The sequence below is a fragment of the Microcoleus sp. S1D4 genome, assembly GCF_036700765.1.
In the GTDB taxonomy this organism is placed as follows: domain Bacteria; phylum Cyanobacteriota; class Cyanobacteriia; order Cyanobacteriales; family Microcoleaceae; genus Microcoleus.
On record NZ_JAUBPP010000033.1, the window covers coordinates 35,276 to 50,274 of the forward strand.

Here is a 14,999-nt window from a genome sequence, read left to right on the forward strand (position 1 = left end):
ACTTGTTTGCTGCACAATTTCGGCCCGTTGTGGATTGCGATAAGTGCCAGTAGCTAACCTATATGTTTCTATTGATTCAACCGATTTCAGGACGATTTTTTAAAATTTATAGCACTCCTAAATTAATTAAAATAACTGGTTCATTTGGAAGAGCCGGGGAAATTATGTAAGAGCAACTGCGATCGCTTATAGCAATTCTAAATCATTTTCAATAACTGGTTAATAGCCTAGGAATCGATGTCTGTCTTGAAGAGCCTAGCCTGCGAAAAGGGAGGCAGAGCCAAAGCATCTGCGTTACCAGGCAGAGCCTAGTAACGAGTAGTTGTTCCGTATAATTTAGGTGTATCAATAGTTTTGAGTATTGATATAAATAGCCGAATAATTCATCGAATTGTGGCGAGTTTTGATTGTTTTTTTGCTCGTAACAAATCCTTCTAAATCCTGCTTGAATTATGAGGCAATTGCACCTCGATCGCGCCAAGCTTCGGCATTTTCGGGCTTGATGGCGATCGCACGATCGTAAGCTGCCATTGCTTCCTCGTAACGCTTTAATTCTGATAAAGCTGTACCCATTTGGTGCCAAGCATCGTAGGATTCTGGCTTGATCGCGATCGCCTTTTGGTAAGCTGCAACTGCTTCTTCTGGGCGCTGCAATTTTGCTAAGGCTTCGGCTTTACCAAACCAAGCTTCGTAACACTCGGAATTAAGCTTAATTGCTTCGGAGTAAGATGCAATTGCTGCTTCGTATTGCGAGAGTTTCTCGAAAACTGTACCTCGGTTGTGCCACGCTTCAAAATCCTGGGGTTTAATGGCAATTGCTTTGTCGTAGGATGCGATCGCCTCTTGATAGCGCTGCATTTTTCCGAGCACTGCGCCTTTATTGTACCAAACTTCGTATTTGTCAGCTCGGATGTCCAAAGCCCGATCGTAAGAATCAACAGCATCAATGTAGCGGAGCAATCTCCACAGCACATTGCCTCGATTGTACCAAGTTTCGTATCTGTTGGGATTGAGGGCAAGAGCGCGATCGTAGGAATCAACTGCTGCGGCGTTTTGCTGTACTTTGCCCAGCATCGCGCCTCGATTGTGCCAGATTTCGCTGTCGGTTGTTTTGATGGCGAGGGCGCGATCGTAACTGGCGATCGCTTCTTCGTAGTGCCGCAGTTTACCCAACAAAGCTGCTATGCTGTGCCAACAGGCGTATGTGTAGGACTCGCTGGCACTTGCTTGCTCGTAACAGGCGATCGCCTCTTCATACTTCTGCAATTTTGCCAGCAAATTCGCTTTATTATACCACGCTTCCCAACAATCCGGTTTCATCGATATTGCTTGGTCGTAACAGGCGATCGCTTCTTCATAGCGCTGCAATTTTATTAACACATTTCCGCGCCAATACCAAGCCTCATCCACATTCTTATTCATTAAAATAGCTTTTTCAAAGCAGACTACTGCCTCATCATAATTGCCTTGAAAATAAAGCCCTTCACCTTGCTTGATGTAATCATCAGCAATCATATTTGCTGCGCTACCAGGTGCTGTTTCCGAATTTTGCGAATTGTTTAACTGCGGTTGAGGTGCGAGTTTGACAGCTTCTTTGGCAACAACTGCAGGAAGTTGGGATATTTCTTGAACAATTTCAGATTTTTTCTCGTAAACTTCTGTTAATAAAACTTGGAGGTGCATGAGAAATTGAGATTTGAGAGTCTCAATTTGCTCGACGGAAGATTTGGAAAGTTCAGTTTCTCTACTTAAAAAATCAATGGATTGTTTGGCTGCACTCAGTTGCGATTCTAATTCATCTCTCAACTTTTGAGTCAGTTGACTAGAATTGATTAGCTCTGATTCTAATATACCAATGCCCTGCAATCTTTGATTGGCATCAGCAACCAACTGTCTGACTACCAGTCGCCGGAACGTCCAAAAAAAGGCAAGTGTCGCCGGTGGAAAGATAGTACCAAGAATTAGCAAAATATTCAGCAGAGCTATGGTGTTATTAAAACCATATCCCGATTCAGCATTACTGTCAGTACGCAGGGCAAGAAAATCGAAAGCGTCGCGAACTTGGGGATTGCTTTCAACTCCGGTTTCAATTAATTTAGCCAGCCAGGTTTCTTGTAAAGATTGTGTTAATTCATCGCCGGATTGAGCAGCAGTATTCGCCTTGGTTTTTACTGCTGGAGATAACTCCGGCCCGGCGGCGGCTACTAGCAAACCTGCAGGGGATTTTACCGCAATTCGCGGGGAAAATTGTTCGTGGGCGATCGTCTCCGGCGCGCTCATTGACTCCGCCGGACGGGAGGCGATATTATTTATGGCATCAACAAATTTGCTGGCCTGCGGTATCCCTCCAGAGGCGGGAGGTGCAGCAGGAGCGGCGCTAGTATTAGCTGTTACATTCTGGGATGCGAGGGCGGCCAGAGTCAAGAGAGCTACATTTGAGACTCGCATAAACGTCAACTCACCTAGGAGAAATTAGTGCTTGTTTGTCAGCGATCGACCTCATAGTCTCAGCAGTTACAATAACTGAGATGAGGAATGCTGGCGATGATGCTACTATCTCCAAAATACGGGCTGTGTCTGACTTGTCAGGAAAAGTGCCAATAATTGTAGCTCTATAACTTCGGTGAAAGAATTTATTCTGGTACCCGATCCGGCTGAAATCGCCCTCGGAATCATCAACAGCCTTTTATGCGCCCCTTCTCAAAATCTTAACTTCCTAACCAAAATATCTATAAACTTGTCCCGCCCCAACCAACTTCGCTCGCCCGAATTGTCGGTAAATTGCCAAAAATGCGATCGTCCAATTTAATCGTTGGGGCGGCTTCACCAATCTGCACAATTAGCTGCAAATCCGGGTGAAACCGCCCCAAAAAACCCGATTTTTAACTCTAAACCCCAGCTAAAACGGCTGACGGTTTCTGGCGCGCGACATCCGCTGCATCTAAATCTGCACCGAAAATTTCGCAGCTATTATTCGGACTTTCAATCAGCTTGATCTTGTGCAACTCTGCGCCCAATTCCCTCACGGGCGATCGCAACAATTGCCCGATCCGAACCGCAATATTTTCCGCCGTCGGCACAACCTTCTCAAAATAGGAAATATCCTTATTTAAAAAAGTATGATCGAACGGTTCCACAACATAATCGTCAATAGCTTTTTGCAAAGCTCCCAAATCAGCAATCATGCCAGTGCGCGGATCAATTTCCCCTTTCACAGTCACTTCTAAATGATAGTTGTGACCGTGACCGTTAGGACGAGCACATTTGCCATAAATTTCCGAGTTTTCTTCAAAGCTCAAATCGGGACGAGCCAACCGGTGGGCGGCGCTAAAATGAGTTGACAGAGTTAGATAAGCTTCCATGCCGTTTCCTAAATATTCAGCCCAAAGTTCCGGGTGTTCAAACAATTGAATTTTGTTCACAGGCAAATGAGGAGCTAGCCGCAGCCAAATTTGCCGTGCTATGTTTTCGGTAGTTGGCAGAGTCTGCTCAAATTCCGGCCACGCTTCGTTAAGGTAGGAAAAATCGAGATCCTTGGTAACTTCCCGCTTGATGACGTGTTTGACATCAGACAGGTTGAGCACCATGCCGTACTCGTCGAGTTTTCCTATCATGGAAACGTAAAGAACGTAATTGTGTCCGTGTCCCGGTGCGCGGGCTGTTGGGCCAAACCGCTCAAAGTTCTCGGCTTCGCTCAACTCCGGTAGCCAGTAACGATGACTCGCCGAAAACTGTGCCCGACGATTGATGATGCACTGCATAAAAGTCAATTAGGATAAGCTTGTTAAGTTCTGTAAAGAACTGACTTCTTAAGGATAAACTAATTTTTGCGGGAATTTTTCGATTACTTGAGGGTGCTTTACTTGAATTTATACCAATTTTCGAGATATTGCCAACCAGTCGCCGCGAGAGTAGCATGGCTTATTGTGCGCCACAACACAGATATCGGGCAGAAAATACAGAAAATACTGCTACTGCTACAAAACAGTTTTTCCTCATCCGTTGCTAAGGGATGGGTTATCCCATTTTCGATTGGCCCCGCGAGGGATAGCTGCGCTGCGCGTACTTTTTGCAACAGAGGGAACTCCCCATTTATAATTTTTCGCCTAAGCTCTGCAATAGTTAGCAGTTTCCGGTTCAGTTGCGAGCAAAACTAATTACGAATGACGAAATCTTCATGAATTGGATTACTGTACGAGCCGATCGCTTTTTTCAACATTTATCCGCTGCGATGGGCACTCCGCTATTTTATATCGGCGACACTCATCTGTCCGTTAGTGCGATCGTCAAAATAATAATCTTAGCTATATTTGCCTTCATTGTAGCTCGGATCGTCAGCGAAGGAATCAAGCGCAGCCTCCTAGTTCGGATGAGATTTGATCGCGGCAGCCGAGAATCAATTGCCACCATCATTAGCTATATTTTAGCAACTCTCGGCTGTATTTTCGTCCTGCAAGCTGCCGGCATCAACCTCACTTCTCTCACCGTCTTAGCTGGCGTAGTGGGCATTGGTTTCGGCTTCGGGTTGCAAAATCTTGCCAGCAATTTTATTAGCGGTATCACCCTGCTATTCGAGCAGCAAATTAGAGTCGGAGACTTTATTGAAATTGACCGCCTCTTAGGAACAGTAGAAAATATTTCTATCCGCTCCACAATTATCAAAACAATTGATGGGCTATTTGTAATAATACCCAACATCAGGTTTGTCGAAACTAACATTATTAACTGGAGTTATAGAGACCCAAAATGCCGCCTTCACATCCCCGTCGGCGTTGCTTACGGCACTGACCCAGTAATAGTTACCGAAGCGCTATTAGTGGCGGCGCGGATGGCATCGAATGTCTTGTCCCATCCTTCTCCTAAAGTATGGTTTAGCGGTTTTGGAGACAATGCTTTAAATTTTGAACTTTTAGTTTGGATTGACCAGCCACAGGAAAGCGATGCCATTATAAGTGCAATCAATTTTTTAATAGATTACGAATTGCGCCACCGAAATATCGAAATCCCCTTTCCCCAGCACGATTTATGGCTGCGAAATCCCCACGAGTTAACTCAAGCTTTTCACCACGACAAAGACGATAATTCCAATGGAAAAGTTGTTCCGCAAAATACTAAAAATTCAGCCGAACTCAAATCTAATTCCAGCATCTCTGAACATATCACCCCTGGTAAAGCACCTAATAATTGGACTCTGCGAGACTTGTTGCGGCGAGTTACTTATTTTGAACAGTGTACGGATTTAGAACTGCGACAGTTAATTGAATATGGCTACCGACAAATGTTTCCAGCGGGACAGATTGTCTGTAAAGAAAATGCCCCTGGCGATTCTTTTTATATTATTCTTTCCGGGGCTGTAGAAGTTCTTTCTCAAAAAACAGATCAGTATATTGCGACGCTTCACGAGGGCGAGTTTTTTGGGGAAATTTCTTTGCTGTTGGGAACTCCGAGAACGGCGACTGTTAAAACTAGCGAAGATTCAATTTTGTTTGTTGTGGAACGCCACGACTTGCAAAAACTTTTAATTGAACAGCCGAATTTAGCAGATCAGATTGCTCAAAAATTGTCGGAACGCCAGCAAGCTTTGAGAGATTTGGGATTGTTATATGGTGATTCTCTAGAACAAGCTCCTTTTATTAAAATTAGGAAACGAATTCAAGTTCTTTTTGGGATTTAGTAGTCATTAGTCAGTAGTCATTAGTCAGTAGTCATTAGTCAGTAGTCATTAGTCATTAGTCATTAATCATTAGTCATGGGGAATTGGGAATTGGGAATTGGGAATTGGGAATTGGGAATTGGGAATTGGGCAATTCTCCCCCTCTCCCTCTCTCTCCCATTCTCCCCCTCTCCCCCTCTCCCCTCTCTCTCCCCCTCTCCCCCTCTCCCCTCTCTCTCCCATTCTCCCCCTCTCCCCTCTCTCTCCCATTCTCCCCCTCTCCCCCTCTTCCATTCTCCCCCTCTCCCATTCTCCCCCTCTCCTTCAACTAACTAAGTTCTCATTTTTAATTCATCCTGTGCTTCCCGTCGTAGTTTAGAGGCAATTCTAAACAGTTCTTGACCTGTGTGCAAGTGGCGATCGTCATAATTGAGGGTAAATAAATACAATTCTTCTATGCCATCGCCGACTTGATTGATACAATAGTAGAGATGGGCGGCTACTCCGGCTAGATTAGATGGATTGGGCATCGATCTAAGACTGTTATGAGCTTTTTCAAGAAATTCGCGGCTGGTATCGATATAGGCTTGAAACTTTTCTATCAGTTCGTCATCGAACGGATCTGCTGACAATTCGTTTATTTCCTTTTTCAGCGGCTTCAAAATGTTGTTGAGCATTCTATTGACTGGTTTATATACTTTAATCAGCCACTGTTCCATTTGTTCGTCGGCATCCCGCGCTGTTTGTTGTCGCTGGCGGCTGAAGTTGGACGCGCTGGGCGATCGCAATTCTTCGCTTTCTGGGGAAATTTGGCGATCGTAGGATTGTCTTTGCTTGGCATCTCCTAATATTTCATAGGCTGCATTGAGACGGATAATTTCTTCGTGACCGGCTATTTTACTCTGGCTATCTGGATGAAATAGTTTGACTAAACGGCGGTATGCTTGTTTAATCTCGGCTTGTGTTGCTGTTGGGCTAATTTTTAGGGTTTTGTAGTGATTGCTAACGGAAGACACGCTCTTATTTCCTTGAAATCTAGATAATCTGCGAAAAAGTTCTTGACAAAAATATCATTTTTTGCTAAAGTATTAGTTATTTATTTGATATGAATGTCAAAAGTTGTCGGTAAAAAACTTTTGTTTTCAAATTATTATAAATCCATTTTATAAAAATATTGAGTCTTGAAAAAGTTCGCAGCATCCGACTTTGGTCTTCTCTTGACGGATTTGAGTTAAACAGGACTTGCATTCCTCTGGCTGGCACAATTGCGATTGCCGACAATATTCTTTCTGCAAATTTGATATTAATCAGGACTTGCATTCCTCACTACAAACAACAGCAGGGCGTAAACTCTACGCCCTGCTAAAAGTTGCTGCGACTTGCGCCGGAAGCTGATTTAGTTGACAGCCACCGCTAGATTGAGTTCTGGATCTTGGAACAAGGGAGTGCTCAGATAGCGTTCGCCAAAGCTAGGCTGAATCATCACAATCAATTTCCCGGCATTTTCTGGACGCTTGCCGACTTTTAAGGCCGCACAGAGTGCCGCACCGCTGGAAATACCCGACAAAAGTCCTTCTTCTCTGGCTAAGCGACGCCCGTAGGCGATCGCCTCGTCATCGGTAACAATTATCACCTCGTCGATCGCCTCCACATTCAGCACTGGTGGCACAAAACCCGCACCAATACCTTGAATTTTGTGAGGCCCTGGCTTTCCGCCCGACAGTACCTGACTGTTGGCCGGCTCAACGGCGATCGCCTTAAACTCGGGTTTCCGCGACTTGAGTACCTCTGCAACACCCGTAATCGTGCCACCAGTGCCGACTCCAGAAATCAGGAAATCCACCTCACCGTCGGTATCTGCCCAAATTTCCTCAGCCGTTGTCGAACGGTGAACCTCCGGGTTGGCTGGATTCCGAAACTGCTGCAACATATACGCATCGGGAGTTTTGTCCACAATTTCTTGAGCGCGGCGGATGCAGCCACTCATGCCCTCAATGCCGGGAGTCAGTTCTAGTTGGGCTCCGTAAGCTCGCAGCATCGATCGGCGTTCCGTGCTCATCGTATCCGGCATTGTCAAAATCAACTGGTAGCCCTTTGCCGCCGCCACCATTGCCAAAGCAATTCCGGTATTGCCAGAAGTCGGTTCTACTAAAACCGTTTTTCCTGGAGTAATCAGCCCTTCGGCCTCGGCTTGATTGACCATACTGACACCAATCCGGTCTTTTACCGATGCTGCCGGATTCATGCCTTCGAGTTTGACCACGATTCGAGCCAAGCAGCCTTCGGCTTGGGGAATGCGGTTGAGTTGCACCAGGGGTGTGTGTCCGACCAATTCTGTAATGTCGCCAGCAATACGCATAATCTTTGTCTGTTTGTTGAGAGTAAATTGTTAATTGCTCGTTGGCAATAGTAACTAGATGTAATACATAATATCGAGCTGCCGCCTGCCATTGCGCTTTTCGCACAGATCCTGTAGCGTATATTTTTGCAAAACCGAGTTGGCAGTCGATCGCGCTTCTTGCCAAACTTCCCAAATTACAGCACTTTCTACCGTTTGAGCCGGCGAGTCTTTTTGGGAGCGATCTAATTCTGAGCCTTCGAGACAGTTAATAATTTCCAGCAGTGTAATTTTCCACGGTTCCCTCGCCAAGATATAACCGCCCTTAGCACCTCGCTGGCTGCGAATCAGCCCGCAGCGTCTCATTGTAGCCAGTAACTGTTCTAAATATCGATCGGGAATATTTTGCTGAGCCGCTATCTGGCGAATTTGCAGGGGTTCGCCCTCGTCGTAGCAATCGGCAAGCTCTAGCAAAGCTAAGATTGCGTATTCGCTTTTACAGGAGAGTTCTACCATATTGCTTCAAATACCTGAATTCTAGACTCCGAAGTCCGATCTTAAAATTTTCCTCAATGTTGAGTTCAAAATTTTAATTCCTCAATTGTTATTATACTCCGGTTTTCCACTGAACTTAATCGACTTTCATAAATTTCTACAATCTTCTCTCAACAAACCGGGTTTCATCTAATGTCTGGTCGATTACCATAACAAAAACCCTTCGTAGTGGGGAATGCGAGTACGCTCCCTGATTGCGGACTCGCATTCCCCACGCGCGATCCAATTTGAGATATGTCAATCGACCGCACATGATATTAGAGTCGAGGAATGATCGGAGACTTGCATTGTTTTCATTCGCTCTCCGATCAGCAAATTATCTGCGTCCATCTGCGTTTATCTACCTTACATCTGCGGTTAAAGGATCGATCCCGTGATTTATGCAATTGCTCGTTTAATTTTCAATTGCTTGCGGGCCCCAAATTAGTCTCGCGCACAAAAAAGCCCTGCCGGAAGCAGGGCTAAATTTGGCTAGAATTAGCAGAGAGAGTTTGACCCGTCCTGCCTTTCTTTCACCCGCTCTTAGAACGTAAAAGTAGTTCTCAGAGTACCAATAATGATGTCATCGTTGCGATCGTTTTGATTGGGGTTAGTAATCCAAATGACGCCCGGAGTCACAGCAATGTTATCGGAAACCTTGAGCTTGTAGAAGCCTTCAAAGTGCCACGACTGGTCATTTCTGAAGTTATCCAAATTGCCGGGAGCATCAAGTTTATCCAAGTAAGGCTCGCGACCTACCACAAAGCCCAGCAAGTTGCCTTCTTTTCCTAAATCAGGCAAAGCCAAGGTGACAGCATAGTTCCAAATTTTCGCATCGCCGATGCCGAGAATGCGAGCATTCGTTAAACCACCCCAGCCGCCAATTATAAATCTCGGGCTGAGACGGAAAGAAGCCTGAGCGCCGTAGGAGTTGCTGACCACTTTGCGAGCCCGGAAACCGGGGAAGCCGTCGCTCAAACCGTTGAGGGAATTAGCCACACCGGTACCAGTGAAACCGCCGAGATTATCGGGGCCGCTTCCCAAAGCATTGTCAAACCCGAAGTTACCTCGGCTAAAGTAACCGTGGTTGTAGTTGAAAGCAACTTGCAAGTTGCGTCCGGGGGTAAAAGTCAACTGGCCCATCGCCGCGTAGTCGCCGTTGAACAAGCCTGAACCCTTAGCAGGACTGGCTGCACTTGAGGCCAAATAGCCGAAGGACAGAGAAGTCGGGCCGAACACGCCGCCCAGCAAGCCTCTGCCACCGAAGGCATAGTCAAAGCCGATACCCGCACCGCCACCCAAGCGGTAAATCGGGTTGCGCTGTCCGAAGGCGCTCAGGGAGCCGTTGCCACCGTCATAGTCTTCAAAGTAAGGGTTGACAGTCGGCATAATGTCGTCCCAAACGCCAGCGTTAGCTGCCAGGGTAACGTTCAGGTTTTGACCTACAGGAAACTTGTATAACAAGCTGTCTAGGGCAACAACGTTGTCGGTTCTGCCGACTACGTTCCAAGTTTGAGTGCCTTCGCTGGTAGCCCCAAGGTTAAATCTTTGACCGTTGCCGACTTGAAGTCTGGTAAGTAACAAGTCTCTGCCGGTAAAGCTGGTATTTAAGTTGAGACGTACCCGCTGTTGGAAGACGGTCTCATTGTTACCCTTGCCGACGATCCTGTCATTGCCTCTGCCAAACAAGCCATCGTTGCCACCAAAGTCGTCGCTGAGGGCAAAAATTGCTTCCCCAGTCAGCTTGGTAGTAGTTGAGAATTGGTTGGCTTCGAGTTCGGATGTCCGAGATTCGAGAGCATCGACGCGGCCGCGCAGGGTTGCCAGTTCTGCTGCAAATTCTTCTTGGAGCCGTTGGAGGGCTGCCAAGTCATCTTTCGTGGCTAAGTTGCCGCTGCCTGCTCTGATCAGCTCGCTAACCTTGTCTAAGCAAGCGTTTAAACCGGCTGCGAATTCGTAGCGGGTCATTGCCCGGTTGCCGCGGAATGTGCCGTCGGGATACCCGGCAATACAGCCGTAGCGCTCGACTAGGGATTGCAGTGCTTGGAATGCCCAGTCTGTAGGTCGCACGTCAGAAAGTTGAGATACTGAGGTGACTTGACCTTGAGTTTCGCCACCTGCTGCACCTTCGCTGCTGTACTGATTGAGCTGCTCTAATGTGGCGGCTGGGTTTTGAGCTTCTGGTGCGACAGTTTGGGCTACAGGTTCAGCCTGTGCTGTTTGGGCTACAGGTTCAGCCTGTGCTGTTTGTTCTGCTGGCGCTGCCGCTGTTGGTTCTGCCGGGGCTCCCGCTGCCGGGGCGGTAGTTTCTAATTGAACTGCACCGAGTATCTCTGGGATAGCCGTAGCTGTCGGGGCTGGATTTTCTAGTTTCGCAGCCGCTGAATTTTCTACCGGTTGAGCGACTGTGGGCTCAACTGCTGCTAGAGATTCAGTTGCAGGTTTTGGTGCTGCCGCTTCGGGATTTTCCGCTGCGGGGGCTGTGTTGGCTGTGGCGATCGCGCTTTCTGTTGCAGCCGTGCCTGAAGCTGCAATCGCTGGCTCTGTTTCGATGCCAGCGGCTGGGGAATTTTCTGCGATTCGATCGGCTGCTGCAGTAGTTTCGTCAACCGCTGCTACAGCATTAACTTTCGCTTCCGAGGTTTCAGCAGTTTCAGCTTTGGCAGCTTGAGGCTTGAGCGCATCAGCACCGGGCTGAGCGTTTGCTGCCATCGCGCTCGAAGAAACTACTAGGGTAGCTCCTAAGACTGCTGGGCTGATTAATAGGTAACTCCACAAAAATTTCGACATATTCACTCTCATCCTCACACCGATTACAGAGAAACTTTTCTAGTCTTCTATGCCGTCAGTAGTTGCTCCACTAGCATACTGCAAAAAAAGACCTAAAATTCACTTTTTCTTTTGATTCTTTTGGTCTGACTGAGTGTATGGATGCGATCGGCTGCTGCTGAGGGCGTATTTTTTACCCTGCCATCGACTGCCTCAAAACCTGACAAGACTTAGGCTGTCGATTGATTTGACTGCTTGCATCCAAAAGCCCGATCGCCTCTGTACTTTTTTAGCACAGCACGCCCGAATCGTCTAGGCTGATTCGACTTTACCATCCAAGCTGTGTCCGAGGACGCTAAAGACTTGGCGGCAATCGAACAATTCTAACAAATCGGCGTTGATTTTGTTGTGAGCTGCTTCTTGCCACAAAATTTTCATCGCTGCCTCTGTCTGCAGAGCTCGTTTGTAGGGACGATCGCCCGCTGTCAGGGCGTCGTAAATATCCGCGATCGTCATTAATTGCGCCTGAATCGGGATTTCAGAGTTTTTCAGTCCTCGCGGATAGCCGGTACCGTCGAGTTTTTCATGGTGTCCGTAGGCGATTTGGGGAACATTTTTTAAATCTTTTGTCCACGGAATTTGGCTGAGAAATTCGTAAGTGTGAGTTACGTGAGATTCTATTGCCGATCGTTCTTCCGCTGTCAGGTTGCCCCTCGACACCATCAATTGCACGATCTCGTCGGGAGTCAGCAGGGGTTTAACTGCCCCGTCGATATCTTTATAAGTTTGCCCAGCAATTTCTCGCAGTTGAGCTAAGGGTTCTTCTGCCAAAATGTGAGGTTCGTTGGCTTCGATCAGAATTTCCCAATATTGAGCCAATCTGGTTTTTGCTTCTGCTAGTTTAGTGTCTAGCTTTTCTATTTGCTGGCATTGAACGCACTCTGGCTCTTCGCTGGGATGTTTTGGGTAGGCTGAATGCTCTAGCAAATATTTATATTTAGACTGGACGCATTCCATTTCCATTGTCCGCTGAGCTAAGCCAAAGCGGTGGCGGATGATTTCTAGCTGTGCGGGGTAGAGCTTTTTCTGTTTGGTCAAAACTGCTTCGGGCACTCCGATTTTACCAAAATCGTGCAGCAAGGCTGCGTAGCGAATTTCTTGAATTTGGCGGTTGTTAAAGTAGACGGAGCGCAGCCATCCGTTGCTGACGGCGTTTACTTCTTCTGACAGGCGCACTGTCAGGGCTGCTACTCGTTCTGAATGGCCGTAGGTACAGGGGTCTCTGGCTTCTATGACTTGCACGCTGGCTTTGACGAAGCCCTCGAACAAATGTTCTATACTTTCTTGGAGATGATTGCGCTCGATCGAGATTGCTGCTTGAGATGCGAGCGAGCGAACTATTCTTTCTTCCCACAAAGAATACTGCTGCGTCGATTCCCAGGCATTCTCGGCTGTCAGCACCGCATCTGCCTTTGTTTTGCGATTGATCAGTTGCAGTATGCCGATTGTCTCGCCTTCTCTGTTTTGCATCGGTAACACCATTACCGAGCAAGTGCGGTAATTAATATCCCTGTCAAAACTGGTATCTAGCTGGTAAGGTACGGCTGGGGGTAAGTCGTAGGCATCCGACAGGTTCAAACTTTGACCTGTAATTGCTACGTAACCTGCCAAACTTTTGTCTGTCAGCGGCAGCGCAAACTCCTTAAACGACAGGCTCGGTTTAGAAGCGTTTTGGGCTACCTTGAACAGCAGCTTAGGTTGTTCGTCGCTGCGGTCTACTAAGTAAACGCTGCCCGCATCGCTGTTGGTAATTTCCCTACTTTTGGATAAAATTAAATTTAACAAACCGCCTAAATCTTGAGCGCTCGACAGAGCAGCGCCAATATCCAGAAGCTTTTCTATCAGCTCGGTTCTTTCAGCAGACTCGTTCAATAACTCTGGCTTTTCAAATACGATCATGGTCGGAGGATGGCGAACAGCCTTTTATCGGGAGATTGGGTTTAAAACCCCGTTCTTCTAGGACGGCTTTAATTTCTTAAATCTATTTCTAAAAATCCAAAACTTGCTTGTATTTGTAGTATACTACAATAGTCAAGGTTAAACTCCTTTGCCATCGTGAAACAGTTAAGACACACTTTCAGGCACAAATTGTTGGACACAGAGCAGCGAAAACTCTTAAAATAGCTAGAGAATTAACACATTCTCTTTACCAGAAAACAAATAATGTAGTTTATTTGTTAAGTAGGGTAGGGCATACCCGAACTCTAGGTTAATATCCTAGTACCATGAGTGGAGATAGACCCTCTGGGGTTGCTGTGAGTTAGGCTCGTCAATTGGTACTTTTGTACGGTTGAAAAGTTTAAGAATTGCCGAAAGGACATAGCGCTTAAAGGTTAGTCGATGAATTAAGAATCCCCACGCCTTTAGGCTGGGGAGTGTCAAACATTGGACTTTTTGCATCTCGACTTTCTCACACCCGATTTTAACCCAGAGTCGATTTTTTTATTGGCGAGCTTGTGGCGATTGTGGACTGTCGCTAGATGCAGCGGCTCCTGTCGCACAAAGCGGAACTGTTTTAATGTAGCGTAGAAATTTCTTGGGCTAGCGCAAAGTCTTTTTCAGTTAACCCTCCGGCATCGTGAGTTGTCAAGTTAACTGTAACTTTGTTGTAGGAAATTTTGATATCTGGGTGATGTCCTGCGGCTTCTGAGGGGGCGACCAATTTATTTACAAAGGCGATCGCTTCGATAAAATCTTTAAATAAACGGGTACATTGCAGTTGCTTGCCTTCAACTGTCCAGCCTGACAATTGACTAGCGCGCTCTTGAATTTCCGTATTGTTAAGTAGGTCAGCCATATTTTTTTTGGTATTTTGGGATGAGTGTGGCATATTCACAGCCCACCTGCGGAAAATCCTACAAAAAACTATCCGCTCTCAAAAATAGTGTTGAGGCTCAAGTTTTAATACTCAAGATGTAACACTATTTATGAGAGCGGTCTAGCGGGTCTTCAGATTAGAACCTGACTGCCGGGAGAATCCCTAGCTCAGCCTGGTTCCCCGTGGAATTCGTTTCCCGTTGGAAACGACGGCTGACTGCTAGTGAGCGGCCCCGGCGCACAGCCGGTAGTTTCCAATCTGATGACCCATGCGTTTACTACTTTCTATCATGGGCATCACCTCCAAGTTTTACTAAATGGTTTATATTTGAACGCACCTGACCCAAATACAAGATTTGGTGTCAGGATTTGTGCGCTAGCTATTGCCAGCGTTACTGAAAGAACCTGCGTTCTGAGTATCATTCCAGCAATCACAATTACTATAATAACACAAGGAATTAGAACTGGGGGAATTCAAATTGATATTTTTGCCAGCTTTGGGCAAATTACTGCTGCTGCGAGGTTTTCGCTCGCTCTTCGAGTTGCTAGCGGACGATCGAGCTTTTGAACGGATTGCTCGGCTGTTGGGTTCGGTGTCAAGCGGGAAATGCGCGGCTTTGAAACAAAAAAAGCGAAACAAAAAAGCTCCCACCAATCGGTGGGAGCTTTTTCAACATTGAGGATAAAACCTAAATTGCTTTATCTTAATCCTTTGAGAATGTTGACTTTTTTGATAACTAGCGCTGATTACAGTGCGTTACCGCGAGGAAGAACTTCTTCTGGGAACATGAAGTTTTCGTGAGGTTGGTCGATCGGAGCCATCCAAGC

The 14,999-nt window shown here is 46.5% G+C and carries 11 protein-coding genes; 2 read left to right on the forward strand and 9 right to left on the reverse strand.

Going from position 1 to position 14,999, the window contains the following annotated elements; translation table 11 throughout:
• Positions 1–450: 450 nt before the first annotated feature.
• The 3 genes from QT998_RS24845 to QT998_RS24855 all read right to left on the reverse strand — a co-directional run bounded on the left by QT998_RS24845 (position 451) and on the right by QT998_RS24855 (position 3,761).
• A complete protein-coding gene (locus tag QT998_RS24845; RefSeq protein WP_333118583.1) occupies positions 451–2,448 on the reverse strand; it encodes a tetratricopeptide repeat protein in 1,998 nt (665 codons plus the stop codon).
• A gap of 281 nt (positions 2,449–2,729) precedes the next feature.
• Positions 2,730–2,870: a hypothetical protein gene (locus QT998_RS24850; protein WP_333092958.1), complete on the reverse strand. Its 141-nt coding sequence runs from the start codon at positions 2,868–2,870 to the stop codon at positions 2,730–2,732.
• A gap of 18 nt (positions 2,871–2,888) precedes the next feature.
• On the reverse strand, positions 2,889–3,761 hold the full coding sequence (locus tag QT998_RS24855; protein ID WP_333118585.1) for a 6-carboxytetrahydropterin synthase: 873 nt from the start codon (positions 3,759–3,761) through the stop codon (positions 2,889–2,891).
• 416 nt (positions 3,762–4,177) lie between these two features.
• Here QT998_RS24855 and QT998_RS24860 point away from each other — a divergent pair, with 416 nt between their 5' ends.
• A complete protein-coding gene (locus tag QT998_RS24860) occupies positions 4,178–5,674 on the forward strand; it encodes a cyclic nucleotide-binding domain-containing protein (protein WP_333092960.1) in 1,497 nt (498 codons plus the stop codon).
• A 311-nt stretch (positions 5,675–5,985) separates the two neighbouring features.
• On the opposite strand, the gene QT998_RS24865 is transcribed toward QT998_RS24860, so the two are convergent.
• From QT998_RS24865 to QT998_RS24890, 6 genes are all read right to left on the reverse strand, one after another.
• The gene (locus QT998_RS24865; RefSeq protein WP_333092961.1) at positions 5,986–6,669 is read right to left on the reverse strand and encodes a J domain-containing protein; all 684 of its coding nucleotides are present in this window, start codon (positions 6,667–6,669) and stop codon (positions 5,986–5,988) included.
• 380 nt (positions 6,670–7,049) lie between these two features.
• A complete protein-coding gene (gene cysK, locus QT998_RS24870; RefSeq protein ID WP_333118586.1) occupies positions 7,050–8,012 on the reverse strand; it encodes a cysteine synthase A in 963 nt (320 codons plus the stop codon).
• A 54-nt stretch (positions 8,013–8,066) separates the two neighbouring features.
• Positions 8,067–8,507, reverse strand: coding sequence for an RrF2 family transcriptional regulator (locus QT998_RS24875; protein ID WP_333092963.1), 441 nt, complete (start codon positions 8,505–8,507; stop codon positions 8,067–8,069).
• Between the two features lie 561 nt (positions 8,508–9,068).
• Positions 9,069–11,315 carry an iron uptake porin gene (locus tag QT998_RS24880; RefSeq protein WP_333092964.1) on the reverse strand — a complete coding sequence of 749 codons (2,247 nt, stop codon included), beginning with the start codon at positions 11,313–11,315 and terminating at the stop codon, positions 9,069–9,071.
• A gap of 291 nt (positions 11,316–11,606) precedes the next feature.
• A complete protein-coding gene (locus QT998_RS24885; RefSeq protein WP_333092965.1) occupies positions 11,607–13,253 on the reverse strand; it encodes an HD domain-containing phosphohydrolase in 1,647 nt (548 codons plus the stop codon).
• Between the two features lie 616 nt (positions 13,254–13,869).
• Positions 13,870–14,151, reverse strand: a complete 282-nt coding sequence (locus QT998_RS24890; RefSeq protein WP_194012709.1) for a 4a-hydroxytetrahydrobiopterin dehydratase — start codon at positions 14,149–14,151, stop codon at positions 13,870–13,872.
• A 499-nt stretch (positions 14,152–14,650) separates the two neighbouring features.
• Here QT998_RS24890 and QT998_RS24895 point away from each other — a divergent pair, with 499 nt between their 5' ends.
• On the forward strand, positions 14,651–14,851 hold the full coding sequence (locus tag QT998_RS24895; RefSeq protein ID WP_333092967.1) for a hypothetical protein: 201 nt from the start codon (positions 14,651–14,653) through the stop codon (positions 14,849–14,851).
• Positions 14,852–14,999: the final 148 nt, after the last annotated feature.

Excerpts from the sequence above, each read along its gene's own strand:
- QT998_RS24845 (WP_333118583.1), bottom strand. The coding sequence starts at position 2,448 with ATGCGAGTCTCAAATGTAGCTCTCTTGACTCTGGCCGCCCTCGCATCC.
- QT998_RS24855 (WP_333118585.1), bottom strand. The coding sequence starts at position 3,761 with ATGCAGTGCATCATCAATCGTCGGGCACAGTTTTCGGCGAGTCATCGT.
- QT998_RS24860 (WP_333092960.1), top strand. The coding sequence starts at position 4,178 with ATGAATTGGATTACTGTACGAGCCGATCGCTTTTTTCAACATTTATCC.
- cysK (WP_333118586.1), bottom strand. The coding sequence starts at position 8,012 with ATGCGTATTGCTGGCGACATTACAGAATTGGTCGGACACACACCCCTG.
- QT998_RS24875 (WP_333092963.1), bottom strand. The coding sequence starts at position 8,507 with ATGGTAGAACTCTCCTGTAAAAGCGAATACGCAATCTTAGCTTTGCTA.
- QT998_RS24880 (WP_333092964.1), bottom strand. The coding sequence starts at position 11,315 with ATGTCGAAATTTTTGTGGAGTTACCTATTAATCAGCCCAGCAGTCTTA.
- QT998_RS24885 (WP_333092965.1), bottom strand. The coding sequence starts at position 13,253 with ATGATCGTATTTGAAAAGCCAGAGTTATTGAACGAGTCTGCTGAAAGA.
- QT998_RS24890 (WP_194012709.1), bottom strand. The coding sequence starts at position 14,151 with ATGGCTGACCTACTTAACAATACGGAAATTCAAGAGCGCGCTAGTCAA.